This window comes from Collimonas sp. OK607, from assembly GCF_900111995.1.
Taxonomy (GTDB): Bacteria; Pseudomonadota; Gammaproteobacteria; order Burkholderiales; family Burkholderiaceae_D; genus Collimonas.
This window is the reverse complement of the sequence record NZ_FOKF01000026.1, coordinates 14,220-39,705: the sequence shown is the minus strand read 5'-3', so window position 1 is coordinate 39,705 and position 25,486 is coordinate 14,220. Positions and strand designations below refer to the sequence as shown.

The window sequence follows — 25,486 nt, the reverse complement described above, 5'->3', positions numbered from 1 at the left end:
CGTTATTGGACGGGCGAAGGGACCAGCACGGAGTTTGAATACCTGTCCCAGATAGCATTTCCGACTTCCGCCGCGGAGAATGTGTCCGGTGCGTCAACCGGTAGCGTTGCGCTCGTATTCGCTTTTGCATCCTGTGCTTCATCGGTTCCGTTCATCTTGCTGGCGGCCAAAGGCGCTATCGAGGCTCAAACTTCCTGCAATTGTTATTTTTTCGTACTGCAGTTGATTCCTTAAAGAAATCTTAAAAATTCTAAAAATCTGCTAAATCCGCTTGGGCAGTATCCGGTCTCACAGGTGTGTTGTTTCGACGCACCGCGAGAATGGAATGTGTAATGCTGGATCGCGAACCAAACCTAGGCAAACCGCTGCCCCTGATCTGCCTTCGGAGCGTCAAGCCATGGCGTGAGGGCGCCGCATCACGGTCATACCGTCTGGATATGACTATCGCCGGGTCGCGGTATCGCCATGCTCAGGCGGTACTGACTGGCGCGGGCAAGCTACAGCGCCGCAGAGCGGATGGCATGGTCACAATGTTGCTGGTCGCGCAGACAGGCTGCGCCACACAGGAGACCTACCCGCCGGCTAGCCCGGAAGTTCCCGAGGTTTTGAAGATGCCCGCTGCCGAGGCGGCAATAGCAACGCAGGCGGACGAGGATTTATGGCGTCAACTGAACGATCCCACGATTGATACGTTGGTTGAGCCCTTTCTGGACCTTAGCCCAAGTATCGTCCATACGATCGCTCGCGTGTGTGATGCCCACCCCTTGCCCGGTGCCACTGCGGCAAAGCGCGTACCGTCAGTGCACGTCGCTGGACGGCTGTCATCGCCGTGCTCGCCTCTTTGATTGTCGCCTGTTTTATTAAGCCGATCATGGCGGCGAAGCAGCCTGGCTGCGCAACAACGATTTCCCCCCCAATGTGTCACAGAAAGGACCAATTCATGTCTCAACATACACTCCCTCGTCATTCTCGGGCTCCCGCTAAGCTGGGCATCATCGCTGCCCTGATGATTTCTGCAGCGTGGACACCTCCGGCATTTTCGCAGACCACCGATACTAAGGACGGCAGCGGCCAATGGTCACTGGGCTTCGGCGCCGCGGTCATCGACAAAGCATACCGCGACTTCAATCGCGAGGTCCAACCCCTGCCTGTCGCGTCGTACGAGAACAAATGGATTAGCGCCTCAATCCCGACCTTCGACGTCAAGCTGTACTCGAACGACTCTTTTTCGTTCCGTCTGCGCGCACGCTGGGCCGGTGATGGCTACGAAGCGAGTGATTCCCCGGCTCTGGTCGGCATGGATAAACGCAAGTCTAGCATTTGGGCTGGCGGTGCGGTCATTTGGAAGACGGATTTCGCGAACATCTCCGGCGAAGTACTTTCCGATGCGATGGGCAACAGCAAGGGCATGCGCGCCAAGGTACAAATTGATAGGCGTTTCGCCGCCGGTAAGTTCGGCTTCACGCCACGTCTTGCCGCGGAATGGGTCGACGACAAATACGTCGACTATTACTACGGCGTGAGGCAGTCGGAAGCTCAGACCGGCCGTGCCTTCTATGATGGTAAGGCCACCACGAACCTGCAGATCGGCCTGCGCATGGATTACACACTGGCACGCCACCACACGATGTTCCTCGATGTCGGGGCCACGCGCTTCGGCAGCACCGTCAAGGATAGTCCGTTGGTCGACAAGGCCAACCAGACCTCGCTAGCACTCGGTTACGTCTATCGCTTCTGACGTTGCTATCAATCCAATCCGCCATAGGTACTGGGTGCCTATGGCGTAGGAGATGCCAGAATGAAAACTATCCAATCCGTTGTTCTCGCTGCAATCGTGCTTGGCACCAACGCACGCGCCAGCAATGCCGCCAGACATCAGCCCGCGGCTACGCTGACCTGTGCGCAATCCCGCTCAGGGACGCCTGTCGCTTCTCCGTCCGACGTGGCACAGCCACCGATGTCCGTCGCGCCACTGCCACAGCAAGAGAGCGACGCTTCGGCCCCCACGTCCATTGCGCGAAGCAACGCGATGGACGGGGCAGTCGTCGACTCGAATGTTTCTCTTGCTGACACATCCGTCCAAGGGCCGGCGTCTAGCGGCAACATGTCCGGGTTGGCCACACAGGCGGAACAGGGTGTCGAAGTTCTTTATTCGCGGCCGCCCGTGCCCGATCCTTGGGAAGGATTCAATCGCAAAATGCACAGCTTCAACAACGTGCTCGACCGGTTCGTTTTTCGGCCCGTGGCCGTGGTCTACGACAAGGTCGTTCCCAACCCGATACCGTGTTTGTTGATGCGCACTCCACCCGCTTCGGGAGTGCCATCAAAGACAGTCCGCTGGTCGATCAATCTGGCCAGACCGGCATAAGCCTCGGCTATCTCTATCGTTTCTAACCGGAAGCCCGTCATGAAGTCTTTCCGTTTATTCGCTCTGGTCGTGATCGTCCTCGGCGCCAGCGCGTGTGCAAGCCGTCCCGTCAAGTCCGACGCGGCGCCTGTGGCTGCTTGATAAAACGGGCGTCAACGATCTATGGGATGGCTATAGCCGCCGGATGTATGGTTTTAACAATGCCGTCGACAAAGTCGTGATCCGGCGGGTGGAGGTGGCCTACTAATGGATCACTCCGGAACCGGTGCAGTATTGTTCATCCCCATCTCTTGACAGCGAGGACAACTGCTTATTCTCGCGCGTCCTCGCTAAGCCCAAGAAAATCTTTAGGGCATAAACGAGATTGCTGTTCCACGCTATCGATTTTTAACCATGAGGAAGTCTATGAAAAAATAACGCGCCTTCTCCTCCATAGCCGAAAAAACTCAGCTCTCCCAATGCATAAAGTCATTCTTTTGGGTGTAATCGAGTAAATCATTACTGCAATTATTCATACCAACACCAGGTGACGGCAATCGTCCTCTGGAAAAATCTGAAAAGGAATTGAAATGTACATATCCGTCAAGGCGAGTCGGCTGGCAACAATTGCAGTGTCCTGCATAGCACTTACAGCTTGTAGCACCACGCAACCGAATTCGTACTCGGGAATCTCGTCGTCATCGAAGCTGATGCCCAATCAGAACAACGATACCGGACGTGTTCCGTATAGCTATTCGACCTCTGTGGAATGGCGGAAATACAACGCGATCATCATTGATCCGGTCGTGGTTTACCGGGGGGCGGATCAGCAATTCGGGGACATGACGGACAAAGACAAGGATGCTCTTGCTAGTTACATGCAGACCAAGTTCACTGAAAAGCTGGCGCCCCGCTTCACGCTCACCCGCAACCCGGCTCCAAACACTCTGCGCCTGAAACTGACGCTGACCGGCGCCGAGACCAATACCCCGGTTCTGGCGACACTGTCACGATTTGACATCTTTGCCGGTATCTACAACGGAGTGCAAAATGCACGTGACCGGGAGGGAACGCTGACAGGCTCTGTCATCTACGCGGTCGAAGTCTACGATGTGACTAGCGACCGCCTGCTCAGCGCCTTCGTTACGAAGCAATATCCTCGTCCTTGGAGCTTGGGGGCCAGCATGGGATCATTAGCGGCTTCGAAAGCCGGCATCGAAAAAGGTGCGGATGCGCTGGCTGACCAGCTGAAATGATGCCAAACCAGGACGTTGCAGCGTCGACTTCAGGTGCTGACCGTCAACACCTGATCGCCTGCGAATGCTGCGATGCGGTGTACCAGCGCGCCAGCCTTGCAGAAGGCGAGCGCGCGTCTATCATCGCCTACTGCCTTTAGTGGTGACCGCGCTCATCCTGTTTTTGCTGTCCAACGTGTTCCCCATAGTCGAGATGGAGCTCAAGGGTATCCGCATGCAGACCACGTTATGGGGAGCGGTAGAGGCACTGTATGCCGATCACAGGGTGCTGGTGGCTTTGCTGGTGTTTGCGACTACCATCTTGTTTCCGCTGGCAGAGATGCTGATGATGCTCTACCTGCTGGTACTGATGGCACGCCAGCGGTATAGACCTCAAATTCGACGCCGGTGGACTCAAGGTCAATACGCAGGCGCTCGCCACCGTGCTGCTCGGCGGCGTGGCGTTCCAGGCCCCTGATGATTCCTAGGTTGCCGCGACGGCCAACGAGAGCACTCAATTCGTGCTCGCCAGCGACCAGGCCGAGGCGATGAAAGCTCCTGAAGAACTGAAACTTGCGCTTGCCGTGCTGAATTTTGACCAGTCCGTGCGCGGCTAGATTTTCGCGGCATCGTGGTGGGCCAGGTGCGCTCGATCGAGATCGAATACCAGCGCGACAAGAAGACCTTCCGTTTCCCCGTAGTAGTGGACTTTATCCATCCCGCATGGGCTTCATGCCAAGCGACCTCGAATATAAACAGCAAGCACGCGTTGTCGCCGAAACCATGAACAAATGCGGCATGCGCGCGCATTTGCGCACGGGCAACCTGTTGACCGGCCAGCTCTACGTGGCGTTTGATTTATTTCCCAAGACGGCGCCGGTCAAAATCAACGTCGACGGCACCATGACCGAACTGGCCACCACGCCAGGTACGCTTGACGAGCTGCAGACCAAGCTAAGCAATATCGTTAGTAAAATCGACAAGGTGCCGTTCGAGCAGATTGGCCTGGATCTGCGCAGCTCGATGGCGGCGCTAGACAAGATGTTGAATAACGCCGACAAGCTAATGAGCCGGGTCAACGGCGATGTCGTACCGCAATTTGCAACCGCGCTGCAGGACGCACACCAGCCTCTGCAGGCGGCTAACGACACGCTTGCTCCAAATGCACCACTGCAGCAAGATACGCGCCGCATGATGCAGGAGCTGACGCGTAGCGCCGCCTCCCTGCGCGGCTTGACTGATTATCTGGAACGCCATCCCGAAGCTTTGGTGCGCGAAAGACGGATTCGGAGAAACCATGAGCAGTTCTCCCACTCTGTCTGCCGTCTGCGCGACTGATACTCATTGCGGCCATATTGGCTGGATGCGCATCACCCGAGCCGCGTTATTACACACTTGCACGGGGTTCCACCATTGATGCTGCCACCGCGTCAACCGTCATTCGGAGCAAAGATCCGGTATTGATCGAAGTACCGCCCGTTCGCGTACCAGAAGGTCTCAATCGCAGCAATTTATTGCTGGACAAGGGGGGGCGGGCTCAAGCTGATGGAGCTGGATCGCTGGGAAGCACCGCTTTCCGATGAATTGCGCGACGCGTTTTGACAACGGCTGCAAGCCAATCTGGGTGCCGTCGACATCTTCCATCAGGACACGTCCCGCGGGACGCCGTTGTACCGCGTTACCCCCGAAGTGGTGTGTATGAATGCCGAACTCGGCGGCAGCGCTGACGCCAACATCAACTGGACGGTGCTGCGATTGCCAGACCGCAAAGTGACGTCAGGCCGCACGCAGATGGAGTTGCCGACGCCGAGCGGAGTAGATAGTGCGGTGGCTGCCTATCAGCGCATTGTCATCAACGCCGCCGACGATATAGCAAGGGCAATACACACGCTACAACAAATATCGCTTACTCCCTCAGAAACGGGGAATTCCTTGGCGCGTCACTGAGATGGTGGTCTTGCGTACAAGGATGAGGATATCGGCCTGTACAAGATGCCGCTGGTGTCTTTTCGCAGACACATCGAGACCCGTCGACGTAGGACGCCCCCACTACTCATGAGGCGGCCGCGCCTGGTTTGGCCGCGGACGGCGCACCTAAGGACCAAGGTGCGCCATCTGGTGGATACCCGGCCCGCACCGGGACGGCTGATTAAAAATTGAATCAAGCGAAAGTCAGAACTTCGCTGATTTGCTTGCGGGGCTTCTTCGGCCAGTTGGACGAGCCTGGATAGCCAACGGTCACCATCATGACCGGTACATCGGTGGCTTGCAGCGCAAACGCTTCCGCCACACCGGCGGGATTGAATCCGATCATCGGACAGGATACCAGCCCTTTGTCTTGCGCCGCCAGCATTAGCGTCATCGCAGCCAATGCGCCGGAGCGTATCGCTTCATCGCGCTGGAACGTGGGATTCTCTCCATACATATTTTGCGCTGCGCCTATCCAGCCGTTATAGATCGCTTCGTCGATGATGCCGGCGTCGCGGGTTGGCTTCAATGCGGCGGGCAGCGTCGCGTGCGGTTCGAGGGTACCGCAGATAATGAACGTCACCGCTGCATCTACGATTTTTTGTTGACCGAAAGCCAGCGGCAGCAAGCTCGCTTTGGCTTCTGCGCTGCGGATAGCGATAAATTTCCAGTTTTGCAAATTGAAGGCGGATGGCGCCTGCGTGGCTAACTCGATCAACTCGTTAATTTCCGCCTCCGAAAGTTGGCGGGATGGATCGTAGCTGCTGGCGGAAGTGCGGGCTTTGATTAACTCTGAAATGGACATTGGAACTCCATGTTGGTGAAAAAAGGTTAGCTACGAATGTTTATTAGTCGGGCTTCTTTAGGAAAGCGTCCAACTCGGCCGTGAATTTGACCGGGTTCTTGAAGGCGAGGAAGTGATCGCCTTGCTCTTCCTCCGTGTAGACATGCAACTCGCTGTTCGGGATCACCGAATGTATCCAGCGTTGTCCCTGCAGCGAGTCGCTATAGACCCCGGTGAAGATCGCCGTTGGCACATCGATGCGCTTGCTGATGACGTCGCGCCAGTCATTGGTGACATGATCGAACATCACCCGTTTCAGATCGTCGATATTGTTCATAACAAAGGCTTGCGCAAACGATTCTGAATTCTGAAAATAGGGCGAGTCCATCAGCATCGCGCGCTTCATTGCCTGGCTATTGACGATCATGGAGTTCGGCGTTTTCCCCGAGGTGAACGAGTCGATCATGCGCTCGGCGTCGCTGGTAATGGCGCCGGCGTCAAGACGTTCTTTTTCAGTCCAGTCGGCGTGACTGTAGATTGATGGCGGCTCATCGATGAATGCCACTTTGTTGATGCTCTTGGTGCCATACTGGTCGATATAACTCCACAGAACCGACGCACCCATGGACCAGCCGCAATAGTCGGCTTTCTTGAAATCCAGATGGTCATTGAGCTCCTTCAGGTCCGTAGCGAAGCGCGAAATGCGGGTGCCGTATTCGACGTGTTGCGAAAGACCCTGATTGCGAGGATCGAGCACATAGACGTGATAGTGCTTGCTGAGCAGGTACATGACGTTGAAGAATTCGGCGCCGTTCGCCGACCAACCAGGAATAAATACGAGTGGCTTCCCTTTGCCGGCTTCCCAGTAAGCGAGCTTGACGCCATCGCTGGTGGTGAAGTGATTGATCTGTAAGTCCTTGAAATCCGATAGCTTGGACGGCAGTCCTTCGATCTTGTTGGGAAAAGTAAAATCCTTGCCGAGTACAGTTAGCGCGGGCGCCGCCGTAGTGATAGCGCAGGATAGGAGCAGGACCAGGCCACTGGCGGCCTGGCGAAGGATATGTCGCATGACGGTTTCTTTCTAGCGTTGAAGGCGGGCGGAACTAGGTCTTACACCCGTACCCAGGAAGGGGCGCCGGTCGGACTCCAGCCAAGGAAGAAGCCGAAATGGATATTCATTTCGCCGATCGGCTCGATAAAGCGGCTATTGCTCAGCGGGCCGGCATCGACTGGTTCGAACGCGAGTGACTTCGCCAGCGTCGTGACTGTGTCTTTTGCGGTACTGTCGTCCGCGGCCAGGAACACTTGCAGCGTCTTGCCGTTGCGTGTCTCGTGCGACAGCAGTTGCGCGAAGATCGTATTGAAACCCTTAACGACCTTGGCCGTTGGCGCCAGCACCTGGATCTCCTCGGCTGCCGAATTTGTGTGGCCGACGACCAGGCCTTTGAAGTCTGCCGTCACAGGGTTGCTGATGTCTACCAGCACCTTGCCGGTCAGGTCGCCGGCATCCTTTAGGGCGTCGCTGATCACGCCATAAGGCAGGGCGAGGATGATTACGTCGGCCGGTTTGACTGCGGCAGCAATGCCACCGCCGACTACGTTCTTGCCGACCCTCTCCACCAGCTCGGCTGCTTTGGCCGGATCGCGGCTGCCGATGGTAACTTCGTGGTTGGCGCCTGCCAGCAATTGTGCGAAGCCCGCACCCATATTTCCGGTTCCGATAGCGGCTACTTTCATGATGTTTCTCCTTTGTTGCTTGACGAACTCCACTATAATTTGGCAACAATTATTGATAAATATCGTTTCAAATTAATCACTTGAAATGGAGTGTTTCCAATGGATCGATTATTAAGCATGGCCGTGTTCGCCAAGGCCGTGGAACTGGGGTCGTTTTCTGCGGCTGCAGGGGTGTTTCGTGTGTCGCCCCAACTGGTCGAAAATACGTGTAAACGCTTGAGCAGCACCTCGGCATCCGCTTGCTGAACCGCACCACCCGCTGTCAACATCTCACCGAATTGGCGCCAGATATTGCGAAAATGTTAAGGTCATCTTGGCCGAGGTTGAGTCGGCCGAAGGCCGGCGGAGGATTCCAAGGCCACGCCGCACAGCCGCCTGAGCATCAACGCGCTGGTCACGTTCGGCATCCATGCGTTGACCGGACTGCGTCATGCCTTCTAGGCGCGCGAGAAACCGTCGAACAAGGTCATGTAAGTAGCATTGAATGTGTCCAATGCCTTGCGAGCTTGGGCGTTCGGCACGCCATAGACAATGAGAGACTCGACAGATACCAATGAAAGGAAACGCTCCGCGTACTCGGCAAAGGCCTGCTCGACGTGAGTCACGAACGCCTCGGAATCCCGATAGCGCTCGTAGATGTGCACGATGGTCTGATCCTCATTGGCGGCATACTGGTATGCCAACGTACCGGGCTCTTTGCGAGTAGCTGCGACAACATCCGACACCAGGCGTTTGAATTCGTCGAATTTTCCGGGCTTGACGTTCAGCGTGAATAGCCAAAAGAGATCGTTATCCATATAGCTTCCCGGCACCGGCCCAATCGGACGGTTTGACGTCTTCAAACACAACGTAAATGTAGCTCGGATCAGTCCCCGTGTTCTTGACGATACTTTCGGTGATCTCTGCCGCTACGGCTTGTTTTGCTTTCGCATCTTTACCTTCAAACCAGGTAACTCGTACGACAGGCATAATATTCTCCAAATAAGTAAAGTCTGTAGCTTAATGTGTCGCGGCTCGCGAATAAACGGGCTACAACTCGCAATAGCGTCAACTTTTTGTCTACAATTGACGTTCGTTTCTACACTTGGAGCTAGTATGGTTGCGATAGAGTCCCTCAGCGGCATCGCCACGTTCGTTGCGGTAGCCCGCGCATCAAGCTTTACCCAGGCGGGCGAGCTGCTCGGAGTTTCCAAGTCCGCCGTTGGCAAGGCGGTGTCGCGGCTGGAAGAGCGGCTCGGCGTCAAGCTGTTTCACCGCACTACGCGGCGACTGGCGTTGACTGCGGATGGCGAGGCCTACTTTACGGTCTGCGCGCGGGCGTTGGAAGGGATTTCTGAGGCAGAGGGCAACCTAGGTACTCGCCTGATGGAACCTGCTGGCCGGCTGCGAATCGACATGCCAGCCGCCTTTGGCCGCAAAGTGATGTTGCCGATTCTGCTGGATATAGGCAAAGCATATCCGGCTTTGCAGCTGACGCTGACGTTTACGGACCATGTTATCGATCTGGTGGAGGAGGGTGTCGACCTGTCGATACGCTTTGGCACGATCGAAGATTCTAGCGACTTGGTGGCGCGCAAGCTGACCAGCCATCGCTGGGTCATTTGTGCAACGCCTGCTTACCTGCGTAAGACTGGCAAGCCGCGCACTCTGGCCGACATCGCGGCGCACCGGTGTATAGTCGGTTATCGGCGGGGCCGTCCGCTGTCGTGGCATATCACCGAGGATGGTAAGGCTACGCGTTTCGCGCCGCCACCCACGTACCAGATCGGTGACGGCGAGGCAATGGTGGATGCAGCGCTGGCCGGGATGGGACTCTGCCAGATGCCGATTGCTTTGTTTCGACAGTACATAGAATCCAGGCGGCTGGTCACCGTGCTGGATACCTACACGGCGCATGAAATCGACGTGCATGCCGTCTGGCCGCGTACTGCCCACCTTCGTCCCAAGGTGCGTCATGTGGTTGACCGCTTGATGGAGCTGGCACGGCAGGGACGGTTAAATTAAAAACAATAGAGGATTTCATTGGGGGAAGACACCGTGATTGATGATAGCGAAGCTGGTCTGAGACTCTCCGAACGATTTACGAAAGTTACAACTCACGATCTATACGAAGCCAGTCCCATTATTGAAAGGCTACAGGGTGCCTTCATCGCGCACCCGCAATGCGGCAGGGCCTTGCGGGAGGAACCGGTGCATGTCCGGGCCACCATGTTTGGGAATGTCGCCATTTCCACGTACAAATTCGGCAGAACGGTGGACATTGTGCCGAAAGGGCTGGCAGGTGCGGTGCTTGTAACCACGGCAATCGCTGGTAGGGCGGGACTGGCGGTCGCTGACGGTCGTTGGGGGATTCGCCCGGGGACCACCTTCATCTCGCAGGAGGAACACAGCCCGACCTTTTTGTATGACGCCGATACTGAAGTGCTGAAACTGCGATTCGATCATCATCGTTTGGAAGAGCTTCGCTGCAAGATGCAGCATCATGCGCCTGGCGGGCCGCTGCGGTTTGATCGCCTGATGTCGCTGCCCGGCGCCTGCTACAGATGGGTCTCGTTGCTGCGTTTTGTAGTCGCCACTCTCAACGCTTCCGAACAGCGTCCGTCGAGCATGGAAATGACGCGCATGGAGGAACTGCTGATGCTGACATTGCTCAGTGTCCAACCGAGCAACTACCTGGCAGACTCGGCGAGACGGGACGCCACTGTCTCGCCGAGACAGTTCCGCTTGGCAGTGGATTACATCCATCACCATCTGGGAGAGGACATCCGGCTCAGCGACATCGCCGGTGCGGCGGCATGCAGCATCAGATCGCTGGCGCGCGCGTTCAATCAGGCATGCGATACCACGCCCATGCAATACCTCCAGGGCTTGCGGCTGGAACGAGTCAAGGCAGAGCTGTCACACATGACATCGGTAGAAAAGACCATCGCCGAGATTGCCTTTCACTGGGGTTTTCGCCACCTTGGTGAATTCAACCGGAAGTACCGCGAGACGTTCGGACAAACGCCTTCCGAGACGCGCCAGCGAGCCAGGGCGCTGTTTTGACATGAGCGTCGGCGCTAGACCCTGAAATTCTGGCAATTATCCGTCAGCGCTGGCTACTTTCCGTAAGACGTGATTTCTTGCTCCCCTTAATCTGTGGTTCGGATTGGACGCAGCCATTTGCCCCTTCAGAGGGCAGCGTTGTCCGATCCGAAGTGCTCCCAGGCAGATCCCTGTCTGATGGACGGCACTTTCACCAGACAGGAGGAGACTATGTCTATCAAGGATCAACTGCAAGCTTCGCTGGAAGCGTCTTTGCTCAGAGGGCGCATCAACCGGCGCGACTTTATCCGTTTCATGGGTGCGGCCGGTTTGTTTGGCGCCGGCGTGCCTGCACTGGCAGACAACCTGGATGCGATCAGGGCCAATCAGAGCGAACGTGGAAAACTGCCGCTGGCTGCTTACGACTATATCGTTTGCGGCTCGGGCAGCGCCGGGTGCGCTATCGTGAATCGCCTGGCGGCCGACCCAAGCGTCAGCATACTGTTGGTCGAGGCCGGCGATTGGGATAGTGCGCCAGCGGTAGCCAATCCGGGCGTCTGGTTCACGAATCTTGGTACGTCACGCGATTGGGGCGATGTGGCCGAGCGCTCGGTCTATGTCAACAATCGGGCGATTCCCGAGCACATGGGACGTGTGGTGGGCGGTGGTAGCAGCATCAATGCGACCATCTGGGCGCGCCCCTTCAAGAAGGACCTCGATCACTGGGTGGCGGTAACCGGCGACCAGGACTGGAGCTATGAGCATGCACTGTCCATCTATCGCCGCGTGGAAAACTGGCGCGGCAAGCCGGATGCGCGCTATCGTGGCCAGGGCGGGCCGGTGTGGTGCCAGCCTGCACATGATCCCGCGCCGATCGCTCCCGCCATGTTGGCGGCCTGCGCGTCGCTCGATCTGCCGGTGTTCGATGATCTGAATGGGCTGCGCGAGGAGCGCGATGCCGGTTTTGCGCTGATGAATCAGATTATCAAGGATGGCCGGCGCCATAGCATGGCGCAAGCTTATCTGTATCCGGTCCTTGGCCAAAAAAATGTCACACTGCTGGTCAACACCCATGTCGACCGGCTCCGTTTGTCCGGTAATGAAGTCGTCGGCGTGGAACTCATCAGGGACGGCAAGCCGCTGAGAGTGAAGGCAAATCGTGAGGTGATACTGGCGACAGGAGCAATCAATACGCCCAAGCTGCTGATGTTGAGTGGGATAGGCGATGAACGGGAACTGAAGCGTCACGACATCAAGACCGTCATGCATGCACCGGAGGTCGGCAAGAATTTCCAGGATCACATCCTGCATGGTGCCTGTCTGTGGGAGTCCAATTTGCCGGGCGATTTGCGCAACAGTGGCACCGAGGCCTCCGGCTTCATGCATAGTAGTCGCGACAGGCAAGGTCCGCCGGATCTCAATCTGGTTCAGATCGAATTGCCATATGCCAGCGAGGTGGTGGCGAAAGCTTACAGTCCCCCAGCCAACAGTTGGGCACTGTGCGCAGGATTGGTCCAGCCACAAAGCCGAGGTCACATCGCGCTACGTTCCGCCAAGTCGACAGACCGGCCTGTGGTGCATGCCAATTTCCTCAGTCACGAGGACGATGTGAAGGCGTTGGCCGTCGGCATTGAAATGTGCCGCGAAATTGGCAATGCCGGTCCACTCCGCCAATTGTCCAAACGCGAGGTGGCGCCGGGCAATAAGCTCTCCGGCAAGGCCATGACGGACTTCATCCGCGATGGCGCAACTACCTACTTCCACGAAAGCGGCACCTGCCGCATGGGCCAGGACGACCGAGCGGTCGTCGACAACAAGCTGCGTGTTAACGGCATCAAGCGGTTGCGCATCGCGGACAGTTCCATCATGCCGCGCATCGTTTCCGTCGCCACGATGGCGACGTGCGTGCTGATCGGCGAACGCATGGCCGAAATCCTCAAGGCCGAAGCCTGACCACCAATCACAGAATGGAGTAAAGCTATGAAAACTCAACTCATCATCGACAACCAGCATGTCGCGGCAACCGGCGGTGCGACATACACGCGTGTCAGTCCCATTTCCGGCACAGCGGTGACGACCGCTGCCGCCGCGACGGTGGCGGATGCCGTCAAGGCGGTAGACTCGGCGGCGCAAGCCTTCAAGATCTGGTCGCAGACGGCACCGACTGAACGGCGTCGTATCCTGTTGAAAGCGGCCGACGCACTGGAAGCGAAAACATCAGAATTTATCCGTGTGATGGCCAATGAGGTCGGCGCCTCCGAATTGTGGAGCGGATTCAACGTGATGGCGGCGGCGAACTTGTTCCGCGAAGCTGCCTTGATGGCCACCCAGATCCAGGGCGAGACCATCCCTACCGATAAACCAGGCGCGCTGTCGATGACGGTGCGCCAACCAGTGGGCGTGGTGCTGAGCATCGTGCCGTGGAATGGCCCAGTTGTGCTTGCTGCGAGGGCGATTGCCTACCCACTGGTATGCGGCAATACCGTCGTGTTCCGCGCCTCGGAAACCAGTCCATACACGCATTTTCTGGTGGCCGAAGCCCTGCTGGAAGCGGGCTTGCCGGCCGGTGTACTGAACTTCCTGACAAACGCACCGGCAGATGCGCCTGAAGTCATCGATGCATTGATTGCGCATCCCGCAGTGCGGCGCATCAATTTCACCGGTTCGACCAACGTGGGGCGGATCATCGCGCAAAAGGCAGCGACGCAGTTGAAGCGTTGCCTGCTGGAGCTGGGAGGGAAGGCGCCATTGGTGGTGCTGGACGACGCAAATGTCGATGAAGCGGTAAAGGCGGCGGTGTTCGGATCGTTCTTGTACCAGGGCCAGATCTGCATGTCCACCGAGCGTTTGGTGGTGGACGAGGAGGTAGCCGACGAGTTCGTTGCTAAGTTTGCCGCGCGTGCACAGGAACTGCCGATGGGGGATCCAGCCACTGCCGCCGGTTGCGTGATCGGCCCGATGGTGAACACTGAAAACGGCATCCGCCTGAACGCGCTGATCGAGGATGCGTTGAGCAAGGGCGCGCAACTGGTGTGCGGCGGCAAGGCGAGCGGCGCCGTGATGCCGGCCACGATACTGGACCGGGTAACGCCTGCCATGCGCATCTACGACGAGGAAACCTTTGGACCGATCACCACAGTGGTGCGCGTGCAGGGCGTGGAGGAGGCGATACGCGTCGCCAATGACACTGTCTATGGTTTGTCCTCTGGGATATTCGGTCGTGATGTTCATCGCGCGCTGGCGGTCGCGCTGCGCATCGATGCAGGTTCGGTGCATGTGAATGGCGCAACGGTGCAGAACGAGGCGCAAGCGCCATACGGCGGCACCAAGCACAGCGGCTACGGCAAGTTTGATGGCCGGGCCGTGATCGACGAGTTCACCGACCTCAAGTGGATCACCATCGAACCCCAGGTACAGCAATATCCCTTCTGATTCACAAAAAATAAAAGATAACGGAGACAACATGAAAGACACATACCGAGCAAACGCCGCTGGCCCATGGTGCGCGGCGATCGCCATCAGTGCCGTTTTATGCGGCTCAGCGACGGCGACCGAATCCGGCGGCAGTATCTACCCGAATGGCGCCGAAAATTTTCTGGTGGGAGCGATGCCGCCGGCGGGCTTTTACCCGCTGGTCTATGCGACCAGCTACCACGCGACCGAGCTGCGTGACGATCGTGGGAATGACATCGCCGCCGCGATCGGCGGATTTCGCGCCGACGTGACCGGCATCATCCCGCGCTTCATCTGGGTGACAGGGCAGCAACTGTTCGGCGGCCAACTGGCGGTTCACGCGATTGTGCCGTTGCTTAACGTGGACGTGAGGGTCGGCGCCAATCATCAACGTAATACAGGGATAGGGGATCTGAATCTGTCTGCCGCCCTCGGATACCATGTGTCTCCCAATCTGCACTATGTCGTCGCGCTGGAGACCAACGCCCCGACCGGGCGGTATGAGCGCAACGATGTTGCCAACATCGGGCGCAACTATTGGAATATCGAGCCGCTGGTTGCTGTCTCCTATATTCAGGCCAGCGGCTTGAACGCGGACATCAAGCTAATGTATGACTACAATTTTCGCAACAAGGACACTGATTACAAGTCCGGTCAAGAGCTGCACGCCGATTATGCGTTTGGTTGGGGGCTGAATAACGGTTTCGTCGCCGGTGTCAGTGGCTATGTGTATCGCCAAATTACCGACGACAAAGTTGCTGGGCAGACGGTCACCGGCAATCGCGGCCGCGCGGTTGCCATCGGCCCGTCCGTGCGATATCAGAATGCGCAGGGATGGATGATCACCGCGAAATACGAGCGGGAATATGATGTCCGGAATCGCCCATCCGGTGGTGCGTTCTGGATCAAGACGTTGATTCCGCTGTAAATTCTGGAGGACACCGCCGTTCGCGGTGGTATCCTGCGCCTCTCTCGAAACCCGCTTGCGCGCGACATCCATTGAGCCTTCTACGTGTCTATCTGCCTTAACAAAGAGATTTCAAATATCGCTTGACTATATCGGAACGAAATGGTGTCAATTCGTTATGGATAGTCGGCACTTGACCGCCAACGACAAGCGGCAAGACCGCTGGATGGAGTGAAAGATGGTAAGAACGAAGCTTGGTGAAGGTGCCTATCACAGGTCGCTTTCTGGCCGACAGCGGCGAGGCCTTGCTGACCGCCGCGCGCGCAGGCATACGGCCGTTACCGCAATCCGCCGAGCTGGTCGATCCTTAGATCTCCACTGGGCGGCAGGTCCGGGTGCTGCCGAAATAAATGGCGTCGTTGCGGCCGTTTCACGTCCTGTACGTGCCAGACCGGTAAATGACGCCCAAGCAGCGGAGCTTTATCGAATTCGCTGTCGCGGCGTTTGGCGACCGCCCGCAGGCTACTAGGCATCCAGCCTGGCAATCAGAAATTCAACGAAGGTACGTACCTTGGCCGAAAGATGTCTGCGGCTGGGATAGACCGCATAGACGCCCAGCTCCCCCGATTGCCATTGCGGCAGCACCCGCACCAGCCGGCCTGCCGCAAGGTCATCCGCCACGATGAAATGGGGTTGGAACAAAATGCCGGCGTCGTGCAGCGCCGCCAGGCGGAGGATGTCGCCGTTGTCCGCCTTGATCGGGCCCGAGACGGGGATGACCTCGGTGCCCGTGCCGTTGGCCTCTTCCAGCCGCCACTCGGTACCGGTTCCGGTCAGCGTATAGCCGAGACAGGCATGATGCTTCAGGTCTGCCGGTGTCTGCGGGGTGCCGTGCATGGCAAGGTAGGCGGACGTAGCACAGACGAGGCTGCGCACGCCGCCGATTTTGCGGGCGATGAGATCCGACTGCGGCATGGAGCCGATACGGATCGCCAAATCCAGGCCGTCCTCGATCAGATCCACCTTGCGGTCACTGAGCGAAATGTCCAGTCGTACTTGCGGGTACGACTGCGTGTACTCCCCGATGATGGACGCTAGTCGGTGCTGGCCATACGACAGTGGAATGGTCACCCTGAGCATACCCTGCGGGGTACGCGTCATCTGGCCGGCGATCTGCTCGGCTTCCTCCACGTCTCCCATGATCTGGGTACTGCGTTCATAAAATTCCCGGCCGGTTTCGGTCAGGCTGAGCCGTCGCGTAGTCCGATTTAGCAATCGCGTGCCGAGATGCTCTTCCAGCTTCTGGATTTGCTTGGAAACCATTGCGCGCGAAATGTCGAGCTTGGTGGCCGCCGATGCGAAGCTGCCGCCATCGACAACCGCGACATACATTTTCATTGAGGAGAACAGGTCCATAGATCACAATTGTCAAGTAAATGGAAATAGTCTAGCTACTAGAAGCTTCTTTATCAACCATTTAAAGAGGTATACGATCGAGACTTATTCAATGAGGTATGCCATGACAACTTTACCCACAATATTTGTCTCGCACGGATCGCCAATGCTGGCGCTGCAAGACAGTCCTGCCCGCCGCTTTCTGCAAGGCCTAGGCAATACTTTGCCGAAACCGAAGGCCATTCTCATGGTGTCCGCCCACTGGGAGACGGCGGGCGGTGCGGCGGTATCGTTGGCGGCACAGCCGGCGACCATCTACGACTTCGGCGGCTTCCCGCAGGCGCTGTACGACATCAAGTACCACGCGCCCGGTGCGCCGGAAGTAGCCGAACGCGCGGCGGCATTGTTCGAAGGCGCTGGTGTCGCGGTTGTGCGCAGTGCCCAACGCGGCCTGGATCATGGCGCGTGGGTGCCTCTAAGTCTTATGTATCCGGACGCCGATGTGCCGGTGGCGCAGATCTCGTTGGTTCATGGAGCAACTCCAGCGGCGCATGAAAAATTGGGAGAGGCGTTGGCACAACTGCGCGCGGAAGGAGTTCTGATTATCGGATCGGGTTCGTTGACCCATAACCTTTATGAGTTCCGCGGCCAGCGGGTCAATGCTCCGGCGCCTCAGTGGGTGACTGAGTTCGAAATTTGGATGAAAGAGCACCTGGAGGCAGGTGATCGTGTCGGGCTGCTGAACTATCGCCAGCTTGCGCCATCGGCCGTGCAAAATCATCCGAGCGAAGAGCATCTTCTGCCGCTGTTTGTGGCTCTGGGTGCGGCTGGGCCGGAAGCGCAGGCGCGCCTGCTGCATTCCAGTGTCGAACATGGCGTGCTCGCCATGGACGCATACGCTTTCAACTAACGAAAAGGACAGGCTATGTCTGGCATTCTGAACACGACGATGGTCGAACCGGTTTCCGGTTTAACGTATCGCATGCAAGCTCCTCGCAGCGGGCGAGGCAAGGCGCCTTGCTTGATTTTACTGCACGGCGTAGGTGCCAATGAAGTTGGATTTATCGAACTGGCGCAGCAGATGGACCCGCGACTGGCCGTAGTGCTGGCACGCGGCCCGCTGGAGTTTGGGCCGATGCAATTCGGCTGGTTCCAAGTAAGTTTTACACCAACCGGTCCGGCGATCAACGCCGACCAGGCCGAGCAGGCGCGCAACAAGCTACTGGCCTTTATTGATCAATTGGCGCATACGTATGATATTGATCCCGACCGTATCTGGCTCGCCGGTTTCAGCCAAGGTGGCATCATCAGCGCAAGCGTGGGGCTGACTGCACCGCACAAGGTGGCTGGCTTCGGCATCCTGAGCGGCCGCATCCTGCCGGAGGTGCTGCCCTCGGTGCAGTTGCGCCCGGAACTGGGCAAGGTGCGCGCGTTTGTCAGCCACGGCGTACAAGACCAAAAACTCGGTATCCATTTTGCATACCATGCAAAGGAAGTGCTCAACGGTCTTGGCGTACCGTTGGAGTATCACGAGTATGAGGCCGGTCATGGCTTGAATACGGCGATGGTTGTCGATTTCCAACGGTGGCTGGAAGGCCAGCTCGATCAGTCCGGGGTCAAACACAGCTAACTCAACGAAAAGGAAAAATCATGCAAACCGCAAAGGCCACTCAAATCTCGACCGATGACGCTGGAAAATTAGTTCTGCGCGCGGCTCTGGCCATCATCTTGCTGTTCCACGGCGTCTCCAAACTCATCGGTGGAATCGGTTTCGTTGGCGACATGCTGGCCAAGGCGGGCGTACCCGCAACGCTGGGCTACCTGGTATATATAGGCGAAGTTGTTGCTCCCTTGATGATCTTGGTCGGCGTCTTCACCCGTCCTGCCGCGCTTGTCGTGACCATCAACATGATCGTGGCGATTTTGTTGGTGCACACCAGCCAGCTCTTCACGCTCAATGAAACCGGCGGCTGGGCACTGGAGCTCCAAGGCATGTTCTTGATCTCGTCAGTGACGGTGGCTCTGCTTGGTGCTGGCCGTTACAGCTTGGGTGGTGCGGCAAGTCGTTTCAACTGACTTCGATGGCAAACTTGTATTTGTTTGTTCGGTCGAACAGAGTTTTTATTGATCCGGTGTCGGCGCTATGTGAAGGGCTTTCAGCGTTGACGATATTTTGCATTTTTTTTGACATCCCCCCTCAAAAAAATTGCAGTTAGTGATGATCAATTTCTTGTGTTTTATTTTTTTGCAAAATACATAGCGGTTAGCTTGGACATTATGTAAAGCATGATGCTCCGGCAATTCATATTTTTTTCGTGGTAATCATAAAGTAGCGGCTCGTTGATGCGATAGACTCAGAAGTGTCGATAAACCCGTCAGGGATTCAATCATGGATTCGCATAGGCCGTAATTTGGCCGATTACTATCGGGGTATCAGGCCAGCAACTCATCCAGCATTGCGGTGGTCGCGCATACTGCACCAAAGCCGTTTTCTGAAGCCAGTCGATGCAGATCGGCGTCGAGCCGATCGCGTTCTTGCTGACGTGCCCAAAAAACTGGTCCCCCTTCCCAACGTGGAAACCCGTAGCCTTGCACCATCACCACGTCAATGTCACTGGCGCGAGCGGCGACTTTCTCTGCCAATACCAAAGCTGCCTCGTTCACCATCGTCAATAATACTCGACGGCGGATAATTTCTGCATCTAGTGTCTGTATAGTTTTTCCGCGCTTAGCTCTTGCCTGCACGATAATCTGTCGTACGGTGGTGTCAGTTGTCTCGACCGAATTACCATTTTCGTAGACGTAATAACCTACACCAGCTTTGCGACCGAGCCGACCTTTTTCGCATAGTCGATCAAGAATGTCTACGTAGCGCTCGCGGGCATCCCGCGTGCCCGCTTGAGCCTTTCGCATGCGCCAAGCGATATCTAATCCAGATAAATCGGCCACAGCAAAAGGCCCCATAGCAAAGCCAAATCCAGTTAGAGCAGTATCGATATCTTCCGGCCACGCCCCGTCTTCCAACATGAACTCACACTGTTTGCGGTAAGCGTTATATATACGGTTGCCTATGAAGCCGAAGGCATTCCCAGACAAGACAGGCATTTTCCTGAGCGCCTTTCCCAATTCCATACCCGTGGCCAGAGCTTCGGACGAGGTTTTAGTCCCGCGAACTACTTCCAATAGTTTCATCACGTTCGCGGGACTAAAGAAATGCAGACCAAGTACATCTTTTGGTCGAGAGGTCGCGTTGGCGATTGCATCTAGATCTAAGTAAGACGTATTGGATGCCAAGATTGCGCCGGGAGATGCTACGGTGTCGAGTTTAGAGAAGACCTGTCGTTTGACTTCCAAATCTTCAAACACCGCCTCGATGATCAGGTCAGCTTCAGACAATGGCGCCCAGTCAGTAGTTGGATACAACCTCTCCAAAGCATTCGAAGCAACCGCAGCTTCCATTTTTCCTGCGGTGACACGGCCTTCGTAGTGATCGCCAACACGTCTCATTCCTCGTTCCAGAGCGCTCGAATCCTGCTCCAGCAAAGTGACCGAGTAGCCAGCATCTAATGCGGCAATTGCGATACCTGTGCCCATGGTTCCCGCACCGATAACTGCCACATTCCGGAGAGGGAGAGCATTTGCCTTCAGCTCCGGCGGCAGACGGGACGAGTCCCGCTCTGCATTCGTCTGATACCGCAGAGCGCTAGCTTGCATTCCAGACAGTAGACCGAAAGCCAATTTGTTCTCAAGAACCATTCCTTCGTCAAATGGCAGAGCAGAACCAGCCAGCGCCTCCAGCAATACCGAGCTTGCCCGTTGAAGTTTCTGCCGTGAGCTGAACCTTGCGCGCTGTTGATCCAGAAGTGCCAACGAGTTTTGAGGATCGAGTTGTAGTTTGCTTATGCGAGGCAGTGCCTCTCCTCGTGCCAACCGCTCCGCCAACTCGACAACTTTGTCACGCGCTGCGTCCAAAAGACTATCGCCGACCACGGTATCAAGCAAGCCGGTGTCATCCATCTCAGCGGCCGTTTTGGATTTTCCGCTTAATAGCAGGTCGAGCGCCGCTGACATGCCAATTAAGCGTGGAAGCCTCTGCGTACCCCCAGCATTAGGAATTAGGCCCAGTTCGATGTCTGGCACGCCAAGTTTCGCGGACGCAAGCGCAACGCGCGCATGGCAAGCAAGTGCCAGTTCCAGGCCTCCGCTCAGTGCCGATCCGGCGATGGCAGCTACCACCGGCTTGCCGTAACCTTCAAGTCGCGCTGCTACGGTGCGCAAAGTAGGCCCATTCGGCGGGGATAGATCTGACTCTGCAACATCGGATCCTGTAGAAAACGTGTTGCCTATACCCGTAAGAACAATGCCAAGCACATTGACATCAGCTTCCGCTTTATTCAACTCCTCAAGAATGTGGCTGTTTAAGGCATGATTGAGTTGGTTTGTTGGCGGGTTATCCAGAGCGATAACAGCTACCCTAGTGTTTGTTTCAATGTCAGACATACTGGTATTCTTCCTTTGAGTTCGCGCTTTGCCTCTTATGCAAGGCAACATGTTCAAAAGGTGATAGTCGTTATCATTGATCGGAAAATTGTCGCTTCGGATCAATGAATATGACTACCGCCATTCACGTCGACAGTGGCACCGGTCACATATGCAGACAGATCGGAAACCAAGAACAGACAGGCGCCGGCGATGTCGCGGGCCTTGCCGGCACGCTTCAAAGGAATTGCATCAATAATCTCTTTGAATTTTTCGTCGGACACATTCCCGTCGAGCATGCCAGTCTCAGTCATTGAGGGGCATACAACATTGGCACGAATGCCAAGCGGACCAAATTCGCGCGCGATCGACCGTGTCAGGCTCAATACACCGCCTTTGGATGCCGCATAATGAGCACCACCGACGAGACCGCCCCCTCTCTGTGCCGCGACCGATGCCACATTGACGATGACCCCGTTCTTGCGCTCGGAAAATACCTTGAGAACACTTCGGCAAAGATTGAAGGCACCTTTCAGATTGACGTTCATGATCACATCGAAATCGTTCTGTTCGATTTCCATCAACGATTGAGATTTGACTACTGCCGCGCTATTGACCAAGCAATCGATAGTGCCGTATCGCGTAATAACTTCGCTGATGACGCGGTCGCAGTCCTCTGCCTTGCTGATGTCGCAACGCAAACCGATGATATCCGCGTCCAGATTGGTTTTTTTATCAATCGATGTCTTGATCTCCGACACCATTTGGTCGTTCATTGTTACGTCCACGGCGACGACTTTGGCGCCATGTTCTGCGAACAATTCAGCGGTCGCGTAACCTATGCCGCGTAGCGACGCGGCTCCAACAATAATACAAACTTTTCCCTTCAGGAGCATTTTTTCCACCTCTTAATTATTTGCTGATAAAACCTGTTGATAGCCAAGGCACTGCGGCGACGAGTACCGTCCCCGCAATCAAGGCAAACATGTAGCCGACGATCGGGCGCATCCCCGCGCTGGGATGAACTCGACTAATTGCGCAGGCCGTGTAATACCCTACCCCAAACGGAGGTGTGAATAAGCCGATGCCCATGGCAAGAACCACGACCATTGAGTAATGCACCTCATTGACACCGAATTGACTTGCGATTGGAAATAACAAAGGGCCGAACAGCACAATGGCAGGAATCCCTTCGAGGACACTGCCTAGCACGATGAACGCGACAATGGAGACAGCCAAAAATCCTGTTGCCCCACCAGGAAGACCGGCCATTGTCTGGGCCAGTTGACGTGAAAATCCAGACTGAGTAAGCGCCCACGCCATGCCAGTAGCGGTACCGATGATCAATAAAATGGCCCCCGATAACGCAGCAGTTTCGATCAAAGCCGACCACAATTTTTTTAGATCAAAGCTTCTATAGAAAATGATGCCAGCCAAGATCGAATAGACAATACCGATAGTGGAAACTTCGGTCGCCGTCGCCACGCCTTCCACAACGGCGGCGCGGATCACAAATGGCAGCGCTAATGCCGGGATGGCAATGACGAATGAGCGACCAACCTCGCTCCGTGGCGCTCGCGGCGCCAATGCATCAGCAACATGTCGGCCACGCCACCAAACTACACCGGCAAGTAAGGCGGCAAGAACGAAAGCGGGAATTAGGCCGCCGGTGAAGAGCGAAGCAACGGATATTCCAGTGACAGATCCAATTGTGATCAGCACGATACTTGGCGGAATGGTCTCAGTCTGCGCACCCGTGGCCGCCAAGAGTGCGACCATGTCTCCTTCCTTCATTCCGCGTTCTTTCATCTCCGGCAGAAGAACCGGCGCGATAGCGGCCATGTCTGCGGCCTTAGATCCCGAAATTCCAGAGACAAGATACATCGCTCCAATCAAAACATAAGAGAGTCCTCCTCGTACATGTCCGAGCAAAGACGCAAGGAATTGGACCATTGCCTTAGCCATGGAGGTCATCTCCATCACTAGCCCGAGGAACACAAACATAGGCACTGCCAACAGAATAAGATGCGACATGCCTTCGTCCATACGACCGATCAGCACGACAGTGGGAGTAGTTGTCGTCAATGAGAGGTAACCAAATGTCGCAAGCCCGAAAGCAAAAGCGATCGGTACGCCAGCAAATACCAGCACGATCACCAAGCCGACAAAAAATATGAGCAGATTAATGTTGCCAAGATCAGAGAAGATGGGCTGCAGTAAATAAAAGACTCCCGCACTCACAACTGCTACCGCAACCGCCGTCAACAACATCCGTCCGCTGGTCACGGCGCAAAACTTTACGAGTGCAGCCAAGATCATCAATGCAAGACCGATGGGTAGAGAAAATGCCCGCCATCCATTCGATATACCCATAGACGAAGTCGTCACGACGATCTCGTCGCTTGCAAATTCGTACGCTGGATGAATGACCAACAATAAAAAGGTGGCGGCAGCGACAACTGCCAATAAGTCTAGAAAAGCGCGTTGGGAAACTGAGGCGGCGTCGACGAGAGCCGTCATTCGCATGTGTGATCCACGACGCAACGACATCACTGCACCCAACATGGCGAGCCACAGGAATAGTAGCGACGCAAGTTCATCTACCCAAATTAACGGCTGATGAAATGCATATCGACTGATAACGCCGGCCAGGAGCACTACAATTTCCGCCAATACTAAGAGTGCGGCGGGAATATCTGTCAGGTAACCCAGATATCGGTCTGCAAGCGCGACCAAGGGACGGTTTACTGACAAAGTGTGCCGCGTTGTATCGTTTTCGTTGCTACTAGCAGTCCAACCAGCGGACTCAGAGTTGTTTGAATAAGGCGCACCCATGGTGTTGTCTCCGTGGCACTTTCATTTTATATAAGAATTTCGAATCAATTACTCGACGCCACCAAACGACGCGAGGCCCAGAGGGTCGTTCGAGCAAATTTTTGGGATGGTAAATTCGTGTTATCTGGCAAGAGGGTGTGATGGGAGAAGTCGGTAGACGCCGGAACGCCATGCGCTTTCCCTATCACAATTCTCCAGAGTTAATTCTTGTTCTAGTTAAACGAGCTTGCCGACGTGTTTCTCAAGAAGCCCCCAGATTTCCGGACCAAATCGCTTTCGCATGTCGTCGTAGTAACCGGTCTTTTGAATGGCCTGACGGAAGAGCTTGCCATCAACTTGGTTGAAAGCCATGCCGCGTCCTTTGAGGGTTTCGATGAGACCGGTATTGACTGCGGCGTTTGTAGTGCGTTGCTTATCCGCGTGCGCATCAAAAATGCGTGATGCCAATTGACGCAAATCTGCAGGCAGGGACTCCCAGGAACGTTTGTTGGCGGCCAGCCAAAAACCATCCCATGCGTGAGCCGTCAACGAGCAATACTTTTGGACTTCGTAAAGTTTCGCTGTGTCGACGACATTCAATGGATTTTCCTGTCCATCAACAATATGAGTCTGCAGGGCGGTGTACAGCTCTGCATAGTTGATGCTCGCGGGAGCCGCACCCAGAGCTCTGAACAGAGAAACCAATATCGGCGCCATTGGTACTCGGACCTTCATGCCGGCAATATCTGCAGGAACATTGAGCGGTTTCGAACTATTGGTGACATGCCTGAACCCGTGATCCCAGATTTTAGTCTGTGGAACCAGATTAAATTTCGCAAACTGAGATCTGACATGAGCTCCGAGGTCACCATCGAGAGCCTTCCAAACCGTCGCGTAATCTGGAAAAGCGAAGGCGACTGCGTTAATCGAAGTGGCTTGAACCAACGTTCCCCAAACCGTCCCTGCGGTCGACAGCATGTCAATGCCGCCGGAGCGCACTTGAGAGATCATATCGGTATCGCTTCCAAGTTGTCCATTGGCGAAAAGCTCGATATTGAGCCGGCCGTTCGACTCTTTCAGGATATCGGCACAGGCTGCTCGTAACCCGCTCGAAATAGGATGGCTATCCGCCAACGAAATTCCGAGTTTGAGCCTGAACTTACCGGGCTCAGCTGCTTGAGAGAAGCCCGGCGACATCAATGCTGTGGGTACCGCCGCAGCAACTGCCACACCGGCAAACGTTTTCAATACGCTACGACGGCGCTCGTCTGTGAACTCTTCTGCATACGCTTTGATAATTTTGTCCGACATGAAGGTCTCCTGTATTTTTTTTAGGTCGCGCT

At 55.9% G+C, this 25,486-nt stretch carries 23 protein-coding genes and 3 pseudogenes; 16 read left to right on the top strand and 10 right to left on the bottom strand.

Annotation, left to right across the window (positions count from 1 at the left end):
- Window positions 1–940: 940 nt before the first annotated feature.
- The 8 genes and pseudogenes from BM029_RS17180 (at window position 941) to BM029_RS26640 (ending at window position 5,529) form a co-directional block, all read left to right on the top strand.
- Window positions 941–1,738 carry a MipA/OmpV family protein gene (locus tag BM029_RS17180; RefSeq protein ID WP_092438065.1) on the top strand — a complete coding sequence of 266 codons (798 nt, stop codon included), beginning with the start codon at window positions 941–943 and terminating at the stop codon, window positions 1,736–1,738.
- 60 nt (window positions 1,739–1,798) lie between these two features.
- Window positions 1,799–2,269 (top strand): annotated as a pseudogene (locus BM029_RS26645) (MlaA family lipoprotein); the annotation flags it as partial.
- Window positions 2,270–2,283: 14 nt separating this feature from the next.
- Window positions 2,284–2,394, top strand: a complete 111-nt coding sequence (locus BM029_RS26330) for a MipA/OmpV family protein (protein ID WP_244545103.1) — start codon at window positions 2,284–2,286, stop codon at window positions 2,392–2,394.
- Window positions 2,395–2,462: 68 nt separating this feature from the next.
- Window positions 2,463–2,615, top strand: coding sequence for a hypothetical protein (locus tag BM029_RS25945; protein ID WP_170851118.1), 153 nt, complete (start codon window positions 2,463–2,465; stop codon window positions 2,613–2,615).
- A gap of 322 nt (window positions 2,616–2,937) precedes the next feature.
- Window positions 2,938–3,603, top strand: coding sequence for a DUF3313 domain-containing protein (locus tag BM029_RS17170; RefSeq protein WP_092438061.1), 666 nt, complete (start codon window positions 2,938–2,940; stop codon window positions 3,601–3,603).
- Window positions 3,603–3,967, top strand: a pseudogene (locus BM029_RS17165) (paraquat-inducible protein A); the annotation flags it as partial. The gene BM029_RS17170 and the pseudogene BM029_RS17165, both read left to right, overlap by 1 nt.
- A pseudogene (locus tag BM029_RS26325) lies at window positions 3,954–4,920 on the top strand (intermembrane transport protein PqiB); the annotation flags it as partial. The pseudogenes BM029_RS17165 and BM029_RS26325, both read left to right, overlap by 14 nt.
- A gap of 270 nt (window positions 4,921–5,190) precedes the next feature.
- The gene (locus BM029_RS26640) at window positions 5,191–5,529 is read left to right on the top strand and encodes an ABC-type transport auxiliary lipoprotein family protein (protein ID WP_371329132.1); all 339 of its coding nucleotides are present in this window, start codon (window positions 5,191–5,193) and stop codon (window positions 5,527–5,529) included.
- Window positions 5,530–5,743: 214 nt separating this feature from the next.
- On the opposite strand, the gene BM029_RS17150 is transcribed toward BM029_RS26640, so the two are convergent.
- From BM029_RS17150 to BM029_RS17130, 5 genes are all read right to left on the bottom strand, one after another.
- Window positions 5,744–6,355 carry a nitroreductase family protein gene (locus BM029_RS17150; protein WP_092438059.1) on the bottom strand — a complete coding sequence of 204 codons (612 nt, stop codon included), beginning with the start codon at window positions 6,353–6,355 and terminating at the stop codon, window positions 5,744–5,746.
- A 43-nt stretch (window positions 6,356–6,398) separates the two neighbouring features.
- Entirely contained in the window at window positions 6,399–7,403 is a 1,005-nt protein-coding gene (locus tag BM029_RS17145) for an alpha/beta fold hydrolase (protein ID WP_092438057.1), read from the bottom strand.
- Window positions 7,404–7,444: 41 nt separating this feature from the next.
- The gene (locus BM029_RS17140) at window positions 7,445–8,071 is read right to left on the bottom strand and encodes an NADPH-dependent F420 reductase (RefSeq protein WP_092438055.1); all 627 of its coding nucleotides are present in this window, start codon (window positions 8,069–8,071) and stop codon (window positions 7,445–7,447) included.
- A 437-nt stretch (window positions 8,072–8,508) separates the two neighbouring features.
- Window positions 8,509–8,868, bottom strand: coding sequence for a putative quinol monooxygenase (locus tag BM029_RS17135; RefSeq protein ID WP_092438053.1), 360 nt, complete (start codon window positions 8,866–8,868; stop codon window positions 8,509–8,511).
- Complete coding sequence (locus BM029_RS17130; RefSeq protein WP_092438051.1) at window positions 8,861–9,040, bottom strand: tautomerase family protein; 180 nt, start codon at window positions 9,038–9,040, stop codon at window positions 8,861–8,863. The genes BM029_RS17135 and BM029_RS17130 overlap by 8 nt, the downstream gene beginning before the upstream one ends.
- Before the next feature lie 126 nt (window positions 9,041–9,166).
- On the opposite strand from BM029_RS17130, the gene BM029_RS17125 reads away from it, so the two are divergent.
- From BM029_RS17125 to BM029_RS17105, 5 genes are all read left to right on the top strand, one after another.
- Entirely contained in the window at window positions 9,167–10,075 is a 909-nt protein-coding gene (locus BM029_RS17125; RefSeq protein WP_092438049.1) for a LysR family transcriptional regulator, read from the top strand.
- A gap of 33 nt (window positions 10,076–10,108) precedes the next feature.
- Entirely contained in the window at window positions 10,109–11,116 is a 1,008-nt protein-coding gene (locus tag BM029_RS17120) for a helix-turn-helix transcriptional regulator (protein ID WP_139217271.1), read from the top strand.
- Window positions 11,117–11,326: 210 nt separating this feature from the next.
- Complete coding sequence (locus tag BM029_RS17115; RefSeq protein WP_170851117.1) at window positions 11,327–13,048, top strand: GMC family oxidoreductase; 1,722 nt, start codon at window positions 11,327–11,329, stop codon at window positions 13,046–13,048.
- 27 nt (window positions 13,049–13,075) lie between these two features.
- On the top strand, window positions 13,076–14,527 hold the full coding sequence (locus BM029_RS17110; RefSeq protein ID WP_092438045.1) for an aldehyde dehydrogenase: 1,452 nt from the start codon (window positions 13,076–13,078) through the stop codon (window positions 14,525–14,527).
- 31 nt (window positions 14,528–14,558) lie between these two features.
- On the top strand, window positions 14,559–15,476 hold the full coding sequence (locus BM029_RS17105) for a SphA family protein (protein WP_092438043.1): 918 nt from the start codon (window positions 14,559–14,561) through the stop codon (window positions 15,474–15,476).
- A 504-nt stretch (window positions 15,477–15,980) separates the two neighbouring features.
- On the opposite strand, the gene BM029_RS17100 is transcribed toward BM029_RS17105, so the two are convergent.
- Window positions 15,981–16,871, bottom strand: a complete 891-nt coding sequence (locus BM029_RS17100) for a LysR family transcriptional regulator (protein ID WP_170851116.1) — start codon at window positions 16,869–16,871, stop codon at window positions 15,981–15,983.
- 103 nt (window positions 16,872–16,974) lie between these two features.
- On the opposite strand from BM029_RS17100, the gene BM029_RS17095 reads away from it, so the two are divergent.
- Genes BM029_RS17095 through BM029_RS17085 form a run of 3 tightly spaced genes read left to right on the top strand, consistent with a single transcriptional unit; the run spans window position 16,975 to window position 18,926 of the window.
- On the top strand, window positions 16,975–17,760 hold the full coding sequence (locus BM029_RS17095; protein WP_092438039.1) for a dioxygenase family protein: 786 nt from the start codon (window positions 16,975–16,977) through the stop codon (window positions 17,758–17,760).
- A 15-nt stretch (window positions 17,761–17,775) separates the two neighbouring features.
- Complete coding sequence (locus BM029_RS17090; RefSeq protein WP_092438037.1) at window positions 17,776–18,480, top strand: alpha/beta hydrolase; 705 nt, start codon at window positions 17,776–17,778, stop codon at window positions 18,478–18,480.
- Between the two features lie 20 nt (window positions 18,481–18,500).
- Entirely contained in the window at window positions 18,501–18,926 is a 426-nt protein-coding gene (locus tag BM029_RS17085; RefSeq protein WP_092438035.1) for a DoxX family protein, read from the top strand.
- A 357-nt stretch (window positions 18,927–19,283) separates the two neighbouring features.
- Here the strand turns inward: BM029_RS17085 and BM029_RS17080 are convergent, their stop codons facing one another.
- The 4 genes from BM029_RS17080 to BM029_RS17065 form a co-directional block, all read right to left on the bottom strand.
- Complete coding sequence (locus BM029_RS17080) at window positions 19,284–21,350, bottom strand: 3-hydroxyacyl-CoA dehydrogenase NAD-binding domain-containing protein (protein WP_092438033.1); 2,067 nt, start codon at window positions 21,348–21,350, stop codon at window positions 19,284–19,286.
- 101 nt (window positions 21,351–21,451) lie between these two features.
- A complete protein-coding gene (locus BM029_RS17075) occupies window positions 21,452–22,225 on the bottom strand; it encodes an SDR family NAD(P)-dependent oxidoreductase (RefSeq protein WP_092438031.1) in 774 nt (257 codons plus the stop codon).
- Window positions 22,226–22,241: 16 nt separating this feature from the next.
- A complete protein-coding gene (locus tag BM029_RS17070; protein WP_092438029.1) occupies window positions 22,242–24,164 on the bottom strand; it encodes a TRAP transporter large permease in 1,923 nt (640 codons plus the stop codon).
- A 216-nt stretch (window positions 24,165–24,380) separates the two neighbouring features.
- Window positions 24,381–25,454, bottom strand: coding sequence for a TRAP transporter substrate-binding protein (locus BM029_RS17065; RefSeq protein WP_092438027.1), 1,074 nt, complete (start codon window positions 25,452–25,454; stop codon window positions 24,381–24,383).
- Between the last annotated feature and the right edge of the window lie 32 nt (window positions 25,455–25,486).

Coding starts and splice junctions, on each gene's coding strand:
- BM029_RS17100 (WP_170851116.1), bottom strand. CDS start 16,871: ATGGACCTGTTCTCCTCAATGAAAATGTATGTCGCGGTTGTCGATGGC.
- BM029_RS17085 (WP_092438035.1), top strand. CDS start 18,501: ATGCAAACCGCAAAGGCCACTCAAATCTCGACCGATGACGCTGGAAAA.
- BM029_RS17065 (WP_092438027.1), bottom strand. CDS start 25,454: ATGTCGGACAAAATTATCAAAGCGTATGCAGAAGAGTTCACAGACGAG.
- BM029_RS17145 (WP_092438057.1), bottom strand. CDS start 7,403: ATGCGACATATCCTTCGCCAGGCCGCCAGTGGCCTGGTCCTGCTCCTA.
- BM029_RS17170 (WP_092438061.1), top strand. CDS start 2,938: ATGTACATATCCGTCAAGGCGAGTCGGCTGGCAACAATTGCAGTGTCC.
- BM029_RS17115 (WP_170851117.1), top strand. CDS start 11,327: ATGTCTATCAAGGATCAACTGCAAGCTTCGCTGGAAGCGTCTTTGCTC.
- BM029_RS17135 (WP_092438053.1), bottom strand. CDS start 8,868: ATGGATAACGATCTCTTTTGGCTATTCACGCTGAACGTCAAGCCCGGA.
- BM029_RS17110 (WP_092438045.1), top strand. CDS start 13,076: ATGAAAACTCAACTCATCATCGACAACCAGCATGTCGCGGCAACCGGC.
- BM029_RS17075 (WP_092438031.1), bottom strand. CDS start 22,225: ATGCTCCTGAAGGGAAAAGTTTGTATTATTGTTGGAGCCGCGTCGCTA.
- BM029_RS17180 (WP_092438065.1), top strand. CDS start 941: ATGTCTCAACATACACTCCCTCGTCATTCTCGGGCTCCCGCTAAGCTG.
- BM029_RS17140 (WP_092438055.1), bottom strand. CDS start 8,071: ATGAAAGTAGCCGCTATCGGAACCGGAAATATGGGTGCGGGCTTCGCA.
- BM029_RS17125 (WP_092438049.1), top strand. CDS start 9,167: ATGGTTGCGATAGAGTCCCTCAGCGGCATCGCCACGTTCGTTGCGGTA.
- BM029_RS17130 (WP_092438051.1), bottom strand. CDS start 9,040: ATGCCTGTCGTACGAGTTACCTGGTTTGAAGGTAAAGATGCGAAAGCA.
- BM029_RS17095 (WP_092438039.1), top strand. CDS start 16,975: ATGACAACTTTACCCACAATATTTGTCTCGCACGGATCGCCAATGCTG.
- BM029_RS17080 (WP_092438033.1), bottom strand. CDS start 21,350: ATGTCTGACATTGAAACAAACACTAGGGTAGCTGTTATCGCTCTGGAT.
- BM029_RS17150 (WP_092438059.1), bottom strand. CDS start 6,355: ATGTCCATTTCAGAGTTAATCAAAGCCCGCACTTCCGCCAGCAGCTAC.
- BM029_RS17070 (WP_092438029.1), bottom strand. CDS start 24,164: ATGGGTGCGCCTTATTCAAACAACTCTGAGTCCGCTGGTTGGACTGCT.
- BM029_RS17105 (WP_092438043.1), top strand. CDS start 14,559: ATGAAAGACACATACCGAGCAAACGCCGCTGGCCCATGGTGCGCGGCG.
- BM029_RS17090 (WP_092438037.1), top strand. CDS start 17,776: ATGTCTGGCATTCTGAACACGACGATGGTCGAACCGGTTTCCGGTTTA.